Source organism: Pseudomonas sp. TE6283, assembly GCF_054060555.1.
This window is the reverse complement of the sequence record NZ_JBSSDH010000023.1, coordinates 1-15,951: the sequence shown is the minus strand read 5'-3', so window position 1 is coordinate 15,951 and position 15,951 is coordinate 1. Positions and strand designations below refer to the sequence as shown.

16 protein-coding genes are annotated in these 15,951 nt (G+C 64.3%); 12 read left to right on the top strand and 4 right to left on the bottom strand.

Features of this window, described 5'->3' with window-relative positions:
* Positions 1 to 40 precede the first annotated feature (40 nt).
* The gene (locus ACVWZ5_RS22705) at positions 41 to 343 is read left to right on the top strand and encodes a hypothetical protein (protein ID WP_036985759.1); all 303 of its coding nucleotides are present in this window, start codon (positions 41 to 43) and stop codon (positions 341 to 343) included.
* A gap of 5 nt (positions 344 to 348) precedes the next feature.
* On the opposite strand, the gene ACVWZ5_RS22700 is transcribed toward ACVWZ5_RS22705, so the two are convergent.
* Entirely contained in the window at positions 349 to 1,980 is a 1,632-nt protein-coding gene (locus ACVWZ5_RS22700; RefSeq protein WP_096050100.1) for an ATP-binding response regulator, read from the bottom strand.
* 107 nt (positions 1,981 to 2,087) lie between these two features.
* Here ACVWZ5_RS22700 and ACVWZ5_RS22695 point away from each other — a divergent pair, with 107 nt between their 5' ends.
* Together ACVWZ5_RS22695 and ACVWZ5_RS22690 are read left to right on the top strand one after the other, a co-directional pair.
* Entirely contained in the window at positions 2,088 to 2,702 is a 615-nt protein-coding gene (locus tag ACVWZ5_RS22695; RefSeq protein WP_062574100.1) for a LuxR C-terminal-related transcriptional regulator, read from the top strand.
* A gap of 110 nt (positions 2,703 to 2,812) precedes the next feature.
* The gene (locus ACVWZ5_RS22690) at positions 2,813 to 2,980 is read left to right on the top strand and encodes a hypothetical protein (RefSeq protein WP_155721656.1); all 168 of its coding nucleotides are present in this window, start codon (positions 2,813 to 2,815) and stop codon (positions 2,978 to 2,980) included.
* A 56-nt stretch (positions 2,981 to 3,036) separates the two neighbouring features.
* Here ACVWZ5_RS22690 and ACVWZ5_RS22685 read toward each other — a convergent pair whose 3' ends face one another.
* Entirely contained in the window at positions 3,037 to 3,258 is a 222-nt protein-coding gene (locus tag ACVWZ5_RS22685) for a DUF6555 family protein (protein WP_062574101.1), read from the bottom strand.
* A gap of 588 nt (positions 3,259 to 3,846) precedes the next feature.
* On the opposite strand from ACVWZ5_RS22685, the gene ACVWZ5_RS22680 reads away from it, so the two are divergent.
* Positions 3,847 to 7,971: a CheR family methyltransferase gene (locus ACVWZ5_RS22680; protein WP_062574102.1), complete on the top strand. Its 4,125-nt coding sequence runs from the start codon at positions 3,847 to 3,849 to the stop codon at positions 7,969 to 7,971.
* A gap of 46 nt (positions 7,972 to 8,017) precedes the next feature.
* On the opposite strand, the gene ACVWZ5_RS22675 is transcribed toward ACVWZ5_RS22680, so the two are convergent.
* Both ACVWZ5_RS22675 and ACVWZ5_RS22670 read right to left on the bottom strand, forming a co-directional pair.
* A complete protein-coding gene (locus ACVWZ5_RS22675; protein ID WP_062574103.1) occupies positions 8,018 to 8,569 on the bottom strand; it encodes an ATP-dependent Clp protease proteolytic subunit in 552 nt (183 codons plus the stop codon).
* A 14-nt stretch (positions 8,570 to 8,583) separates the two neighbouring features.
* Positions 8,584 to 8,979 carry a low affinity iron permease family protein gene (locus tag ACVWZ5_RS22670; protein ID WP_062574104.1) on the bottom strand — a complete coding sequence of 132 codons (396 nt, stop codon included), beginning with the start codon at positions 8,977 to 8,979 and terminating at the stop codon, positions 8,584 to 8,586.
* Between the two features lie 313 nt (positions 8,980 to 9,292).
* Here ACVWZ5_RS22670 and ACVWZ5_RS22665 point away from each other — a divergent pair, with 313 nt between their 5' ends.
* From ACVWZ5_RS22665 to ACVWZ5_RS22630, 8 genes are all read left to right on the top strand, one after another.
* Positions 9,293 to 9,577 (top strand): hypothetical protein, encoded by a 285-nt coding sequence (locus tag ACVWZ5_RS22665; RefSeq protein WP_084942254.1) that lies wholly within the window; start codon positions 9,293 to 9,295, stop codon positions 9,575 to 9,577.
* 323 nt (positions 9,578 to 9,900) lie between these two features.
* Complete coding sequence (locus ACVWZ5_RS22660) at positions 9,901 to 10,443, top strand: type 1 glutamine amidotransferase domain-containing protein (RefSeq protein WP_062574107.1); 543 nt, start codon at positions 9,901 to 9,903, stop codon at positions 10,441 to 10,443.
* Between the two features lie 549 nt (positions 10,444 to 10,992).
* Positions 10,993 to 11,937, top strand: coding sequence for a DUF72 domain-containing protein (locus ACVWZ5_RS22655; protein WP_457340873.1), 945 nt, complete (start codon positions 10,993 to 10,995; stop codon positions 11,935 to 11,937).
* On the top strand, positions 11,934 to 12,707 hold the full coding sequence (locus ACVWZ5_RS22650; protein WP_457340872.1) for an endonuclease/exonuclease/phosphatase family protein: 774 nt from the start codon (positions 11,934 to 11,936) through the stop codon (positions 12,705 to 12,707). Before ACVWZ5_RS22655 ends, ACVWZ5_RS22650 begins: the two co-directional genes overlap by 4 nt.
* On the top strand, positions 12,704 to 13,906 hold the full coding sequence (gene clsB / locus ACVWZ5_RS22645) for a cardiolipin synthase ClsB (protein WP_457340871.1): 1,203 nt from the start codon (positions 12,704 to 12,706) through the stop codon (positions 13,904 to 13,906). The genes ACVWZ5_RS22650 and clsB overlap by 4 nt, the downstream gene beginning before the upstream one ends.
* Positions 13,906 to 14,865, top strand: coding sequence for a lysylphosphatidylglycerol synthase domain-containing protein (locus tag ACVWZ5_RS22640; protein ID WP_457340870.1), 960 nt, complete (start codon positions 13,906 to 13,908; stop codon positions 14,863 to 14,865). The genes clsB and ACVWZ5_RS22640 overlap by 1 nt, the downstream gene beginning before the upstream one ends.
* 27 nt (positions 14,866 to 14,892) lie before the next feature.
* Positions 14,893 to 15,321 carry a hypothetical protein gene (locus ACVWZ5_RS22635; RefSeq protein WP_457340869.1) on the top strand — a complete coding sequence of 143 codons (429 nt, stop codon included), beginning with the start codon at positions 14,893 to 14,895 and terminating at the stop codon, positions 15,319 to 15,321.
* Positions 15,322 to 15,338: 17 nt separating this feature from the next.
* Entirely contained in the window at positions 15,339 to 15,716 is a 378-nt protein-coding gene (locus ACVWZ5_RS22630) for a Rho termination factor N-terminal domain-containing protein (protein ID WP_457340868.1), read from the top strand.
* The last annotated feature ends 235 nt before the right edge of the window (positions 15,717 to 15,951 follow it).

Here is a 15,951-nt window from a genome sequence, read left to right as displayed (position 1 = left end):
GTACCGAGAACAATGCCAAGGAAGCAACGCGATGATCCCCATGTCCCTCCCCTTCAAGTCCCTGTTCCTGCTCGCCGGCCTCGCCGCCCTGACCGGTTGCCAGACCGCCAGCCCCAGCGCCGACACCCTCAAGCAGCGCGCCGAAGTCACCCTTGGCGTGCCGGTGAACAAGGTCAGCAACCTGCGCAGCGACTCCAACACCACCTACTTCAGCGCCAGCACCGCCAAGGGCCAGTATGACTGCCAGGTGGCCAGCGGAGGCCTGGTCGCGGTCGCTGGCATGGGCCTTATCACCCCATCACCGACCTGCTGGAAAGAAGGCCAGGCCCCCGTCTTCCAGTGACCCCCTCAGGCCTCGGCCTGAACCACGGGCGCCGTTCCCCTCTCGCGCAGGGCGCGCAACGCCGCGCGCAACTCGGCAGGTCGCACCGGCTTGGCCAGCACCGCGATGCCCCGTGCCTGCAAGGCGCCCTGCAGCCTGTCGATGTCGTGACCGGTCATGATCAGCGCCGGCACATCGGCGCCGCGCTGCGCGCGCAGCTGGTCGATACAGTCGATGCCGGTGGCCTGCGGGCCCAGGTCGTAGTCGGCGACGATCACATCGCAGTCACTGACCAGGCCAAAGGGCGAAGGCTCGGCCTGCACCTCGCATCCCCAGCGCTGCAGCAAGGCGCTGGTGGCTTGCAGCACGTTGTCGTCATCCTCCACCAGGCACACCCGCAGCCCCGTGAGCAGGCCCGCCTGCACGGCCTGGTCGACCGTGGCCCGCAACACCTGCGCGGGGGCTCTGCACAGCCCCTTCAAGGTCACGCAGGTGCCATGCCCCAGGCGCGAGCGCAGGCTGACCTCCAGGCCCATCAACCGCCCCAGCCGTTTGACGATGGCCAGGCCGAGGCCTACGCCCTCGACATCCTTGTCGCGCACTTCGCGCACCCGGTAGAACTCCTCGAACACTCGGCCCTGGTGCTCCTCGGCGATCCCTCTGCCCTGGTCGCAGACGACAATGGCCAGGCCCTGGCCGCGAGGCCGCACGCCGATCAGCAGCGGGCGCCCGGAGGCGTACTTGAAGCTGTTGGACAGCACGTTCTGCATCATGGTCGCCAGCATGCCCGGGTCGGCGCGAATCCAGTGACGGCTGGGCACCAGGCGCATCTCGACCCCGGCCCAGCGCGCCGCCTCGCTGTTCTGGCGCAGCAGTTCGCGCAGGAAGCCGTCCACCGCGAAAGCCTCCCACTTCGGCTGCACCCGGCCGTTGTCCAGGGTGTACAGGTCGAGGATCGAGCGGAACAGCTGCGAGACATTGAGCAGCGAACGGTCGATGCTGTCCACCAGGCGCCGCTCCTCCTCGCCCAGGCGCGCCTCGCGCAGGCAGGCGGTGAACAGGCCGATGGAGTGGATCGGCTGGCGCAGGTCATGGCTGGCCTGGGCCAGGAAGCGGGATTTCTCGCGGGTCGCGGCCTCGGCCAGGGCCGTGGCCTTGCGCGTGCGCTCCAGTAGCAGGTGGGCGTAGAACGGGATCAAGGTGCTGGTGGTCAGCAGCATCGGCAGCAGGAACGGCTGTTCCTGCCAGTAAGGCGTCAGCCGCCACACCACCAGCAGCGCGGCCAGGGCCAGCACCGTGGCGATGGCCAGGTAGCGCGAGCCGAAGCGCATGCCATTGCCCAGGTTGATCCATACCATCACCGCATACAGCGGCAATGCGGTCTCGCCGCCGACCACCAGGCCGAAGCAGGTACCGGTGTAGTCGCCGAGCATGCCGAAGATCCGCCGCGCCGGGTAATGCCCCGGCCAGCGCTTGATGGCTTGGCGCATGCCGATCGACACCACTACAAAACCTGCGTAGTAGAGCAGTACCGGCAGGTAGGTGGTCGGCGAGCGTCCCGGCAGGAAGCCCAGCAGCGCCACATAGCTGATCGCGCAGGAGGCGACGATGATGCGCAGGTTGGCCTGGTCCAGTTCGTTGTTCTTCTCGAACCTCATGGGGTAACGTCCTTGTGCGCCAGTCGGCATTTGCGGCATGCATCATAAGAAAATGCCGCAGTTGACTGCTAAATTAGCATGTGCAGGACTACAGGGAGTTCCTCGACGTGAGTTGCCGCATCATCGTGGCGGATGACCATCCGCTGTTCAGGGAAGCCATGGTCAACACCGTGCGGCGCATCCTGCCCGACGCCCGGTTGGAGGAAGCCGGCAGCCTGGCCGATGTGCTGCGCCTGGCCACACTGGGCGAGACGCCCGACACCCTGATCCTCGACCTGCGCTTTCCCGGCCTTACCTGCATCGGTCGCCTCGCCGAGCTGCGCCGGCAGTTGCCGCGCACCACGCTGATCGTGGTGTCGATGGTCGATGACCCGCAGGTCATCTGCGAAGTCATGGCTGCGGGTGTCGATGGCTTCATCGGCAAGAGCGTAAGCCCTGGGGAAATCGGCGCGGCCATCCTCGCCATTCGCGCCGGCGAGGTGGTGGTCAACTATGTGCCCAGCGGCCTGCTGCCGCAACGGGAGGCCTCCAGCGAACTGGAACAGCTCACCGAACGCCAGCAGGACGTGCTGCGCCTGATTGCCCAGGGCAAGACCAACAAGGAGATCGCACGGGCGCTGGATATCTCGCCGTTTACCGTACGCATCCATGTGTCGTCCCTGCTCAAGACCCTCAACGTACCGACCCGCACGGCGGCGGCCGTGAAGTATTCCGGAAACTGAACGACCGCTTGTCGCCAAGAAAGGGGTGAGATAGACCTTCCCACCCCCTGCACGATCCCAATGCATGAGCAGCGAATGTTCCGCCGCACGCGTTGAAGGAGGATGCCGGCATGAACGAGAAACACCGGATGGGTGGTGGTGACGTGCAGAGCGACTGGCCGGAACTGGAGCCAGACCGACGCAACGACCAGCCCGATGATGCGGATGCCGCCCCTGACCTTACCGAGGAAGAAAACCGCCCCGGCGTGCCGGCCAGCGATCCGGAATCCGGGGCCTAGGGCCTGGCGCGGACTTGCCCGCTGGCCAAGGGCCTGCGCACTGTCAAGGGCGTGAATCAGCCCCGCCAGTGCACATCGGTGATGCCATGCCGCTCGGCCAGCGGTCGGCTGACCTTTTTGATCTTTTCCCGCCCGAACTTCGGAATGATCCCCAACCCCGCGTCGCAACTGGCCCAGTGCCAGGCTTCGGCATTGTCCATGTGTTCCTGGCGGATGATGAACCGCCGTGGCTCTCCGTGCAGCCGGTATTCAATGGTGTACAGCTGGGGACTAGGCATCGCCGCAGGCCCTCCTCTTCTCCATGGATGACTCTTTGACTGATCGTGGTGCATCATGAAAATTCAAAAAAATTGCCAGGCACGGTGAAGGAAGGGCCAGCCCATTACACATCGCTGCCGCCCCATGGCTGGGTTGGAGGTGGCAGCCGTGCCACCGTGCAACCGTTTTGAGCCGTCTCGATCCGCCACATCCCACCCATTCTTGCCGTGCCTGACAAACGGTAACCAGCGTGCAGGGTGCATGGGCTCGACACCGGGCAAATCATTTGCACTTATTCGCGTAGCCTGCGGTCACAACGCTGAATGCCCACTTCGCACAACGGAGTTTTCATGCCCATGACACACGGCTGCCACGCGCTCGCGCTTGAGCAGAATCGCCGGCTGTTCGCCAGCGCCTACCAACTCGATCATGCCGCCATTGTCCTGCTCGTAGGAGCAGGGCTGCCGTGCGCTATCAGGAAACCATCGAACACCTGGCACTGATTCAAGGTACCCGCTCGTCGCCAAAGTGAGCGGCAGCCTATAATCTGCGCCCAGTGCCCGGCGATTCACCCTGGGCCATTTCCAGGTCCGTACAAGGCTGATGCCATGAAGTCGTCCAGCAAATCGCCCCTCGCCTCGCCGCACAATCCGGCGCTCAGCCCCAGCCACCTGGACTTCCCCGTGGTCGGCATCGGTGCCTCGGCCGGCGGCCTGGAGGCGATCCGCCGGTTCTTCCAGCACACCCCGGACAATTCCGGCATGGCGTTCGTCGTCGTGCTGCACCTGTCCCCGGACCACCAGAGCCAGGCCGACCGGATCATCCAGGCCGTCACCCGCATGCCGGTGCGCCAGGTCAGCGAGCCGGTGCCGATCGAACGCAACCATGTCTACGTGATCTCGCCGGCCAATCGCCTGTCGACCAACGACGGCTACCTGCGGGTCAGCCCGGCCAAGCGCAACCGCGGCGATCATGTGGCCATCGACCTGTTCTTCCGCGACCTGGCCGACGTGCACAAGGATCACGCTTTCTGCGTGGTGCTCTCGGGAACCGGCAGCGACGGCGCCGTAGGCCTGTCGCGCATCAAGGAGCAAGGTGGCCTGACCCTGGTGCAGGCACCCGAGGATGCCGAGTACCCCGACATGCCCCGTGCGGCGCTGGCCACCGGCATGGTCGACCTGCTGCTGCCGGTGGATGAAATGCCTGCGCGCCTGGTCGAGTTGTGGCGTACGGCGCGCCAGGTGAAGTTACCGGAAATCGAAGACGACAGCCTGCCGCCGCCACTGGGAGAGCGAGAGGGCGACCCGGCGGCGAGTGACCCGTTGCTGGATGAGATCCTGCTGACGTTGCAAGGCGAGACCGGGCACGACTTCAGCCATTACAAGCGTGCCACCGTGCTGCGTCGCCTGGAGCGCCGCCTGCATGTGACCGGCCAGACAGACCTGGCCGGCTATCTCGACTTCCTGCAACGCCACCCAGAGGAATCGCGGGCGCTGCTGGCCGACATGCTGATCGGGGTGACCAACTTCTTCCGCGACCGCGAGGCGTTCGAAGCGTTGCAGCGCCATGTGATGCCCGGCCTGGTCAACACGGATGCCAGTGAAGAGTCGGCGCACGAAGTGCGCATCTGGTCGGCGGGCTGCTCCACCGGCGAGGAGGCCTACAGTTTGGCGATGCTGGTGGCCGAACAGTTGGCGGTGGAGCAGCGTAGCGTCCAGGTGCAGGTATTCGCGACCGACCTCGACGAACGCGCCATCGGCCTCGGCCGTGCCGGGCAGTATCCGGACGCCATCGCCACCGACGTGTCGGCGGCGCGCCTGCGCCAGTTCTTCATCAAGGAGGATCAGCACTTCCGGGTGCGCAAGGAAATCCGGGAAAAGGTTCTGTTCGCCCGTCATAACCTGCTATCCGATCCACCGTTCTCCCAACTCGACCTGATCGTTTGCCGCAACCTGCTGATCTACCTGGACCGCGATGTGCAACGCGACATCCTGCGCCTGTTCCATTTCGCCCTGCGTCCAGGCGGCCATCTGTTCCTGGGCAGCTCCGAGTCGACGGACCTTGCGGCCGACCTGTTCGTCGCCGTGGACAAACGCAACCGCATCTTCCGCGCCCGGGAGGTGCAGACCACCAGCCATCCGGCGCGCTTGCAGGCCCCGGAACCTGCGCTCGCGTCACCTGCCCGGGCACGTAGCAGTCGCCGCTTGTCCTACGCCGAGATCCATCACCGCGCCCTCGCCCGCTGCACGCCGCCCAGCCTGGTGGTCGATACCGAGGGCAATATCCTGCACATGAGCGAAGGCGTCGGACGCTTCCTGCGTCACGCGGGTGGCGAGCTCAGCCACAACCTGCTCAACCTGGTCATCGCCCCGTTACGGCCCGCCCTGCGCAGCACCTTGCTGCAAGCGCAAGGCAGCGGCCAGGCGGTGACCTCGCGCAGGGTCGAGGTCAACCTCGACGAATGCTCGACCTCGGTGCAGATCCTGATCCAACCCCACCAGGATGACCCCAGTGGCACCGACTGCCTTCTGGTGGTGTTCCAGAGCAGCGAAGTCGACGGCAATACAGGCCCCAGCCCTGCTCTCGAGCAGAGCGAAGGCATGTTGTTGACCAACCTGGAGCGCGAACTGCATCGCACACGGCTGCAACTGCAGGAAACCATCGAGCAATCGGAGTTTTCCAGCCAGGAGCTGACCGCTTCCAACGAGGAAATGCAGGCGATCAACGAGGAGCTGCGCTCGGCCAGCGAGGAGCTGGAAACCAGCAAGGAAGAGCTGCAGTCGATCAACGAAGAGCTGCTGACGGTCAACTACGAGCTCAAGACCAAGGTCGAGGAGACCGACAAGGTCAACGACTACCTGAGCAACCTGATCGCCTCGACCGACATCGCCACGGTGTTCGTCGACCGCAACCTGTGCATCCGCTGGTTCACCCCCCGAGCCACCGACATCTTCAGCATGTTGCCGGTGGACACAGGCCGTTCGCTGCTCGACATCACCCATCGCCTGGACTACCCAGGCCTGGCTGACGATGCCCGTGCGGTGGTCGAGCGCGAGACCACCATCGAACGCGAAGTGCTCGGCCACAACCAGCACTGGTACCTTGCCCGCCTGCTGCCCTACCGGGCCAGCGAGCGCAACGTCGACGGCACCGTACTGACCTTCATCGACATCAGCCAGAGCCGCGCCGCGGAGGAACGCCTGCGCCAGGGCGAGGAACGCATGCGCCTGGTGGCGGAAAGCACCCATGACTTCGCCATCATCCTGCTTGACGAGCAAGGCCTGATCACCGACTGGAACACGGGGGCCGCGCTGATTTTCGGCTATGGCAAGGACGAGGTTCTCGGCCGCCACTACCAGCTGATCTTCACCGAGCAGGACCAGGCCAGCGGCGTGCCGGAGCGTGAACTGCGCAGCGCCCGCCTCCATGGTCGTGGTCAGGACGAGCGCTGGCACGTACGCAAGGATGGCAGCCGTTTCTATTGCAGCGGCGAGGTGTCGCGCCTCAAGGGCAGCAGCTTGCGGGGCTACGTCAAGATCGCCCGCGACCTCACCGGCCACAAGCGCCTGCACGACGAGCAGAGCAAGCAACTGGCCGAGTCGCAGAGCACCAGTCACATGAAGGACGAGTTTTTCGCCGTCATGTCCCATGAACTCAAGCACCCGCTGAACCTGATCCAGCTCAACGCCGAGATCCTGCGGCGGTCGCCGTCGGTGAAAGCCGCCAGCGCTGCCAGCAAGGCCATCGGCGTCATCTGCGACGCGGTCTCCAGTCAAGCGCGGATCATCGACGATCTGCTTGATGTCGCTCGCATCCGCACCGGCAAACTCAAGCTCAAGACCCAGGTGATCGACCTGGGCGCGGTGCTTCAGGGGATCCATGCCGTGGTGCTTAACGAACAGCATCCTTGCGCCGTGCGCCTGGCACTGCCTGCGGATGGCGCGCCTGTTCACGTTGAGGCCGATGGCACGCGGCTCGAGCAGATCATCTGGAATCTGCTGAACAACGCATTGAAATTCAGCCCCGCAGGCAGCGAGATTCGCGTGGTACTCGCCAGACAGGACGCCCATGCCCGCCTGGAGGTGATCGATCAGGGTGTCGGCCTGACCGAGGACAGCCTGGAGAGCGTTTTCGACCTGTTCACCCAGGCCGCCCCACAGCTGTCCGGCAACCGCGACGGCCTGGGTATCGGCCTGTCACTGGTACGCCAGCTGGTCGAGGCCCATGGCGGGACGGTGGCGGCGTATTCCCCGGGGCTGGGTTGCGGCACGACCTTCACGGTCTGCCTGCCACTGTGCGCGCCCGGACGTCAGGCCCCGACAGAGGCATCCGGGCAGACCAGCGACGGCCGCCTGGACGGTGTCAAGGTGCTGCTGGTGGACGACTCGGTGGAAATTCTCGAGGTCATGCAGCAGTTGCTGGAGATGGAAGGCGCGCAAGTCGAGGCCTATAGCTATCCGCAAGCGGCGCTGGAGGCCGCTGCCAGCGGGCGCTACGATATCATCCTGTCCGATATCGGCATGCCGGTGATGGACGGCCACGCCCTGATCAAGGCGCTGCGTGCCCTGGAACACCTGCGCTACACGCCGGCCATTGCCCTGACCGGCTATGGTGCCAGCGCCGACCAGTACCGCTCACGCCAATCAGGCTTCGACCGGCACCTGAGCAAACCGGTGGGGTACGACGACCTGGTCGAGGCCATAGAGACATTGTGCGGATCGGAGCCCTATTGAGCTGGCACAGTGTCGTCAAGACGCATTCCATCGCCCCCTGCCCCACTCACGCATGCACGCTCCATTGCACCGCATCCGCAGCGATGGGCAATTCGTCGATGGCATGGATCATCCCACTGGCCAGCGCTTCCTCCGGCCCCAGGATACGCGGATAGGCCATCAAGTAACGCGGCACGTCCAGCACGTCGCTGGCGCCTTCGGTCCGTTCGGCGACGATCTGCGCATACAGGCGCAGGTCGTAGTCCAGGCTCATGGCATATTCGGCCATGCGCGCATGGTCCACCGAGCCGTGCAAGGTCCAGTGGAACGGATGGAACAGGAACTTGCTGAAGGCACAGGCGGTACGGTGAACACCGGCCAGAAACAGTATGTTGCCCATCGATTCGACCGTGCCCAGGTTGTGGGTATGCACCGGCACCGGCAAGGCGCGCAGGAAGTTGTACAGGGTGAAGCCGTAGCTGCATTCGCCGCCCATGGTGGCGATGTTCACCTGCAACAGCTCGGCGCCCTGCTGCAGGGCCTTGGAGCAGGTATTGATCAGGTTGCCGCAGGTCGCGGAGTTGATCGGGCCGGTGTAGTGGATGATATGTCTGGCCATGTCGTCCTCCAAGGTCAGTCAGGCGTGTGCTTTTGCGCAGGGTCGCTGCCCGGCGCCGCCAGGTCGTGCTCGCCGATCTGCTGGTAATGCTTGCGCAGCGCGTGCAGTTCGGCCGGCCCCATGTCCTCGAGGTCGAGCAGGGCCTTGTGCGCCCGCTTGGTGGTGAGCAGCAGCTCGTCGATCTTGATGTGCAGCTCATCGTTGTCGCGGTTCTGGGTGTTCTGGATCAGAAACACCATGAGGAAGGTGATGATCGTGGTCGAGGTATTGATCACCAGTTGCCAGGTGTCGTTGAAGTGGAACAATGGCCCGCTGACGCCCCAGGCAATGATCAGCATCAATGCGATGACGAAGGTCACCGGGCGTCCACTGTGGTTGGCCAGCCATTGGGCAAACCGGTCGAATTTCATGCGTTGGGTCTCCTGCAGGCCGCTTGCCCGGTTTCGCCGTGGCTTGCGGTTGATCGTCGTCGAAAGCGTTTTCGCTGTTCATGACTCACCTCGGTTTGCGCGCCGGCATGCGGTGGAGGCTCGCAAGGCGAGCAAAGTTCCAGTTTTTCTCGCCAACCACGCGCTGTACCGCGGTTGTTCACCCGCTAAATGTTTGCCTCGCAGTCCTTCAGGCAACCGGTCCGAAAAACGGAGAATCTTTGCAGTGCGATGACTCACGGCCCAGTCATAACTGAACACAGACCTTCCTGTGTTCGACCAGAGGTAAGCCATCATGGCCAACAATCAAGACAAGGGCGGCGACCATGGCGCCGACACCAACGTGGGCAACGCCGGCCAGCAAGGGGGCCACGGCTCGGCGGGCGACATGACCGACCGGCAGAAAGGTGGCCAACGACCTGAAGACAAGACCGACAAGGAGTGGGCGCAATCCCAGGACACCGGGCGACAAGGCGGGCAATCGCTGGAGCAGCCTGAGGACAAGGAAAACCTCTCCGACACCGGAACAGTCGGCGGCCAACAACGTGACCCAGGCCAACGCATGGACAAGGAACGCTGATTGCAAAGGCGTTCCCCAGGGCGACAGCGTTCGCCCTGGGGAGGTATTGGACAGTTGCGGCACAAGCACGAAGCAAGGCCGCGCTTTAGCTGACGAGGTAAAGCCCATGATAGGCCCCGATCATCCAGATCCTTATGTCGATGAAATACCGCACGACCCCGGCGACAAGGTACCGCCGCCCGATCCGGAACACGAGGCATCCGACTGGCCGGAAGGCCAAGTGGCACCCGAGGAACAATCCGACGGATGACCGCACCTTGACCTTGGGCGGCAGGAGCACAGCCCTTCGCCTCCCAGGGTCCATCGAAAACGGAGATCGAAAAATGACTGCTCAACTGAATGGCAAGCGCGTCGCCTTCCTGGTCACTGATGGTTTTGAACAGGTGGAATTGACGGGGCCTCGCGAAGCGCTCGAAACAAATGGAGCGGTAATCGACATTCTGAGTGACAAGGAGGGAACCGTTCGCGGCTGGAACCACGACAAGCCTGCCGATGAGTTTGCGGTGGACGCCACCTTCGAGAGCGCCCACCTTGATCTTTACGATGCCATCGTGGTGCCGGGGGGCGTACAGAACTCCGATACCATTCGCCTGATACCCGCAGCGCAGAAATTGGTGAAAAGCCACGACTCGGCAAGCAGACCCCTGGCGGTCATTTGCCATGGCGCTTGGCTGCTGGTATCGAGTGATCTGGCCAAAGGCAGACGGATGACCAGCTACAAGACCTTGCAGGATGATATTCGCAACGCCGGCGGCAACTGGGTAGATGAAGCAGTGGTGGTGGACGGCAATCTGATTACCAGTCGCCAGCCAGACGATATTCCGGCCTTCAACGAGCAGTTGATCAAGGCGCTGGCCAGTAGCTAGGCAGTCCTTCGTTCCGTCAGTGGGAAGCGGCATCGGAAGAGGATTGAGAACAGGCCAGCTCACGCGCCCTGGCAACACCCCATAGCAGGGCGGTCGTCATGGACTGCCCCGGGCGCGTCCCATAGGCTTCTTCGTGGATCAATGCACCGTCCTGGCGATAGATGCCCATGAACAACTGTGTGGTTCCGACACGTGAAAGGCGCACCTGGACATCGATAGTCCAGCCGGTATCAAGTATTTCAGTGTGCGTACGGCAATGTAGCTGCGCATCCATCCAATCCCAATACGTCTGACCTCTTTCTCTCATCACGTTCTCCCACGGTGAGATCTAAGTAAGACACATTGTCGGAAACTAGGCTGACCACCGATCGATTTTTTGGAACCCTTTCAAAACGTTGGGCGACTTTTCGCTGACTTATCAGTCATAGAAAGATCCAAACCGCGGTGCTTTGTCGCGAACAAAGCTTCGCCAGGCTCGGCCAGGGCATTCCCGCCAGCGCCACTCGTCAATCCTGCTGAACCCTACCGCCCCGCTACCAGTCGCTACTGATGAGTACTCGAACGCAGGGGGCTCTCGTGAGCGAGATCCGCATTGGCATTTCCGGTTGGCGCTATGGCCCATGGCGCACGGACTTCTACCCCAAGGGACTGCGCCAGGACGACGAGCTGGCGTTCGCCTCGCGGGCGGTCAACAGCATCGAGATCAATGGTTCGTTCTACGCGCTGCAGACACCGGAACGCTATGGTCATTGGCGTGACCAGACACCGCAGGGTTTCGTGTTCTCGGTCAAGGCTCCGCGTTACATCACCCATGTGCGCAGGCTTCGCGAGATCGATGAAGCGCTTGCCAACTTTTTCGCATCGGGCCCATTGCTGCTGGGCGACAAGCTGGGGCCATTTCTCTGGCAGTTTCCGCCGAACCTGAAGTTCGACGCGCAACGCTTCAGCGACTTCCTGGCCAAGCTGCCGCGTGACCGCAACGCCGCCCGCCTCCTCGCCCGCCAGGCGGCCGAGCGCCTGCAAGGCAACGGCGGCACTGCCATCCGAGGTAACGCACGCCTGCGCCACGCCGTGGAGATTCGCCACCCCAGCTTCCTCTGCGACACTTTCATCAGCCTGCTGCGCAAGCACAAGATTGCCTTGGTGGTTGCTGACAGCGCGGGCAAATGGCCATATGTCGAGGAGGTCACGGCCGATTTCGTGTACCTGCGCCTGCATGGCGATGTCGAACTCTATAGCAGCGGCTATACCGCCAGCGCACTACGCCGCTGGCGTCTGCGCATCCAGGCCTGGGCTGCCGGCGGCCAGCCGGAGGATGCCCAGCGCGTGGTAGCCCGCGCTCCGGCAAAACGCGCCTCTCGTGACGTGTACTGTTACTTCGACAACGACCAGAAAGTGCATGCCCCCTACGATGCCCGCCGCCTGCTGGCCAAGCTCGGCCTTGACGGCGAGCTGGTGACCGAGCCTGGCGTCGAGCCGCAGGAGGCGCTATGAACGGGACCCTGCCTGCCCCCCGCTGCATCATCGACAAAGTGACCGCCGTGCACCGCCTGACGGTGCTGACCCTCAACGTGCACAAGGGCTTCACCCTGTTCAACCGCCGCTTCATCCTGCCGGAGCTGCGCGAGGCGGTCCGTGCCAGCGGAGCCGACCTGGTGTTCCTGCAGGAAGTGCACGGCAGCCACCAGCGGCATGCCGAACGCCATCCGACCTGGCCGACGGCACCTCAATACGAATTCCTCGCCGACAGCATGTGGCCGCAGTTCGCCTACGGGCGCAACGCGGTCTATCCCCATGGCGACCATGGCAACGCCCTGCTGTCCAAGTTTCCGATCCGCGCCCACGACAACCTCGACGTCACGATCCACGGCAACGAGGAGCGCGGTCTATTGCACTGCCTCCTCGAAGTGCCCGGCCATGAGCAAGTGCACGCGATCTGCGTGCACCTGGGGCTGCGCGAAAACCATCGTCAGCGCCAGGTCGGCCTGCTGCTGGCGTTGCTCGACAGCCTGCCGCCGGACGAGCCGGTCATCGTCGCCGGCGACTTCAACGACTGGCGCCTGAAAGCCGATGCGCGACTTTCGGGGCATCTGCGCGAAGCCTTTGGCAAGCCGGCGCGCAGCTTTCCCGCGCGCCTGCCGCTGCTACGCCTGGACCGCATCTACCTGCGCAATGCACAAGCCTGCGAAGCGCAGGTGTTGTCCCGATACCCGTGGTCACACCTCTCCGACCATGCCCCGCTGGTGGCGCAGGTGACGCTATGAAGCAGTCCTGGAGCGACGGCAACCACGTCGAACTGTTGATCAACGGCGAGCAGTACTACCCGCGCGTGTTCGAAGCCATGGCCCAGGCACGGGAGGAGATCCTCCTGGAGACCTTCATCATCTATGACGACAAGGTCGGCCAACCCTTGCGCCAGGCCCTGATCGATGCCGCGCGGCGAGGGGTGCGGGTCGAGGTGGCGGTGGACGGCTACGGCACCGCGGACCTGCCCGACGATTTCATCGCCTCGATGACCGAGGCCGGGGTGCGCTTCCATTCGTTCGATCCGCAACCCCGGCTGGCCGGCATGCGCACCAACCTGTTCCGCCGTCTGCATCGCAAGATCCTGGTGATCGACGGGCAGCGCGCGTTCATCGGCGGCATCAACTACAGCGCCGACCACCTCGGCGATTTCGGTCCGCAGGCCAAGCAGGACTACGCCGTGGAGGTCGTCGGCCCGGTGGTGGCCCAGGTGCACACTTCCTCGTGCCGTATGCTCGCAGCGGTGCTGGACGTCGCCAGCCAGGTCCAGCCGACCTGCACCACCGCAGGCACGGCCAGCGCCGTGCTGGTGGAACGCGACAACCGCCGCCATCGCAACGATATCGAGGTCTGCTACCTGCAGGTCTTCCGTGAAGCCAGGCAACGTATCGTCGTGGCCAACGCCTACTTCTTCCCCGGCTATCGCCTGCTGCGCGAACTGCGCAACGCCGCCCGGCGCGGGGTCGAGGTGACCCTGATCCTCCAGGGGCAGCCGGACATGCGCTGGGTACGCGCCCTCTCGCGACTGCTCTACAACTACCTGCTGCGTGACGACGTGCACATCCACGAGTACTGCCAGCGCCCGCTGCACGGCAAGGTGGCGTTGGTGGACGACGACTGGTCCACCGTGGGTTCGAGCAATCTCGACCCGCTGAGCCTGTCATTCAACCTCGAGGCCAACCTGCTGATCCGCGACCGTGCGTTCAACGAACATCTGTTCCAGCACTTGAGCGAACTGACCCGCGAGCACTGCAAGACCGTGACGCTGGAGCGCATGGTGCGTGGCTACTGGTGGCGCGCACCCTTGATCTTCCTGGGCTTCCACATCACCCGCTATTTCCCGCGCATCGCCGGCTGGTTCCCGGCGCACCGGCAACGCCTGCAGTCGCTGCAAGCCGACAGCGAGGCCCCGGCCGGCTACCACGGGGGCAAGACCTGATGGCCACGCCACGCTGGAAGACCTGGGGCAAACGCCTGCTGACCGTGCTGTTCCTGGTGCTGATCCCGGTGCTGCTGTTCACCCTGGCGCGTAACCTGGACTGGAACGAAGTCCGCCAGTCGCTGCTGGCCTACCGACCCTCGACCCTGGCCCTGGGGTTGCTGCTGGCCCTGTGCAGCTACCTGGTGTTCGCCAGCTACGACCTGCTCGCCCGCGCCTACACCGGCCATCGCCTGCCGGCCCGCCAGGTGCTGCCGGTGGCATTCGTGTGTTATGCGTTCAACCTCAACTTCACCACCTGGGTCGGTGGCGTGGCCTTGCGTTATCGCCTGTACGGCAGGCTGGGTCTTGATACCCCGACCATCACTCGCATCCTCACCCTGGGCCTGTTGACCAACTGGATGGGCTACCTGCTGCTGGCCGGCACGGTCTTCGCCTTGGGCCTGGTCAAGCTGCCGGATAGCTGGGCGGTGGGCGCCAGCGGCCTGCGACTGATCGGCGTACTGATGGTGGCGGTCGCGTTGGCTTACCTGTTCGCCTGCGCCTTCGCCAAGCGGCGCACATGGGACCTGCGAGGGCATGAGGTCACCCTGCCGAGCCTGCGCCTGGCGTTGTGCCAGGTGGCCTTGGGGGCCAGTAACTGGGCGCTGATGGCGGCGCTGATCCACCTGCTGCTGCCGCCGGAACTGCTCTACCCCTCGGTGCTGGGGGTATTGCTGATCAGCTGCGTGGCGGGCGTGGTCGCGCATATACCCGCCGGGCTCGGCGTGCTGGAGGCCGTGTTCCTCGCCCTGCTCCATGGCCAGCTCGGCCAGGGCACGCTGGTCGCCGCGCTGCTGGGTTATCGAACGTTGTACTACCTGATTCCGCTGCTGTTGGCGGTGGTCACCTACCTGATCCTCGAAAAGCGGGCCAAGGCCTTGCGCCAACAGACCGGTCCGGCCCTCGACAAGCGCTGATGGGCCGTCGGGCCCGGGAGGTACATCATGCGGTTCATTCTGTGTATGGCACTGCTGGGCACCTTGGCCAGCGGGCAGGTGCTGGCCGAAGGCTGCGATGTGGTCACCCGCTCATCCAGCGAGGCGGTCAAGCCGGTGCAGCAGCACACCTGCTACAGCTACGGCAACATGCCGGCCGAAGCGATCGCCTGGTCGTGCAGCAACGAAAGCAAGGAAATGCTCAACAGCCAGAAACGCCGGGTCGAGCGTTGCGCCGATGGCAGCGTCGGCAGCTGCATCGCGCCGCTGACCCAGGAGACCCTGGCCAACCCCGATTCCGCAGGGCGTGACGAGCCCTCCACCCGCCCAGCCGTGCCCAAGGATGCGCGGATCATCACCTATTACTACGACACCCCGAGCCTGGGCCAGGCACGCAGCGATTGCGAGCGCAACAATGGGGTCTGGCAGACTCACTGACGCAGAGGAGAACGACCATGCCACGTGGAGACAAAGACAAGTACACAGACAAGCAGAAACGCAAGGCCGAGCATATCGAACAGAGCTACGAGGACAAGGGCGTGTCCAAGGACGAAGCTGAGGCCCGCGCCTGGGCCACGGTCAACAAGCAGTCCGGGGGCGGCGAGCGCAAAGGCGGTTCCGGGCAGAAGAAAAGCCCGGCGGCCAAGGCCAAGGCGCGGGCTTCATCGGCCCGGCGCGCGGTGGCGACCAAGCATGGCGTGCCTCGCCCCGGCCAGCGGCTGGAGGACATGACCAAGGCCGAACTGATGGACCGTGCGCGCAAGCGGCACATTGCCGGGCGCTCGACCATGCGCAAGGGAGAATTGATCGAGGCGTTACGCAAGGTGGCTTGAGACGCGCCGGCGTCCCCACGAGGCAAGCTCGGCGCTGTGCCGTTGCCGTTGCCGTTGCCGTTGCCGTTGCCGTTGCCGATCAAGAGCCTAGCGCCATAGCCCGCTAGCGACAGCTGCGTCAGCCCAGGCGCCGCTCGTAACTTCGCGACTTCAGGAGGCCGAACGCAGGCCTTGCGGAGGGAGGTGACGGGCATGGATGCCCGTCAAGCGCTGGGGCCCAGGATGGGCCCTGCAG

Coding starts and splice junctions, on each gene's coding strand:
- ACVWZ5_RS22705 (WP_036985759.1), top strand. CDS start 41: ATGTCCCTCCCCTTCAAGTCCCTGTTCCTGCTCGCCGGCCTCGCCGCC.
- ACVWZ5_RS22700 (WP_096050100.1), bottom strand. CDS start 1,980: ATGAGGTTCGAGAAGAACAACGAACTGGACCAGGCCAACCTGCGCATC.
- ACVWZ5_RS22690 (WP_155721656.1), top strand. CDS start 2,813: ATGAACGAGAAACACCGGATGGGTGGTGGTGACGTGCAGAGCGACTGG.
- ACVWZ5_RS22685 (WP_062574101.1), bottom strand. CDS start 3,258: ATGCCTAGTCCCCAGCTGTACACCATTGAATACCGGCTGCACGGAGAG.
- ACVWZ5_RS22680 (WP_062574102.1), top strand. CDS start 3,847: ATGAAGTCGTCCAGCAAATCGCCCCTCGCCTCGCCGCACAATCCGGCG.
- ACVWZ5_RS22675 (WP_062574103.1), bottom strand. CDS start 8,569: ATGGCCAGACATATCATCCACTACACCGGCCCGATCAACTCCGCGACC.
- ACVWZ5_RS22670 (WP_062574104.1), bottom strand. CDS start 8,979: ATGAAATTCGACCGGTTTGCCCAATGGCTGGCCAACCACAGTGGACGC.
- ACVWZ5_RS22665 (WP_084942254.1), top strand. CDS start 9,293: ATGGCCAACAATCAAGACAAGGGCGGCGACCATGGCGCCGACACCAAC.
- ACVWZ5_RS22660 (WP_062574107.1), top strand. CDS start 9,901: ATGACTGCTCAACTGAATGGCAAGCGCGTCGCCTTCCTGGTCACTGAT.
- ACVWZ5_RS22655 (WP_457340873.1), top strand. CDS start 10,993: ATGAGTACTCGAACGCAGGGGGCTCTCGTGAGCGAGATCCGCATTGGC.
- ACVWZ5_RS22650 (WP_457340872.1), top strand. CDS start 11,934: ATGAACGGGACCCTGCCTGCCCCCCGCTGCATCATCGACAAAGTGACC.
- clsB (WP_457340871.1), top strand. CDS start 12,704: ATGAAGCAGTCCTGGAGCGACGGCAACCACGTCGAACTGTTGATCAAC.
- ACVWZ5_RS22640 (WP_457340870.1), top strand. CDS start 13,906: ATGGCCACGCCACGCTGGAAGACCTGGGGCAAACGCCTGCTGACCGTG.
- ACVWZ5_RS22635 (WP_457340869.1), top strand. CDS start 14,893: ATGCGGTTCATTCTGTGTATGGCACTGCTGGGCACCTTGGCCAGCGGG.
- ACVWZ5_RS22630 (WP_457340868.1), top strand. CDS start 15,339: ATGCCACGTGGAGACAAAGACAAGTACACAGACAAGCAGAAACGCAAG.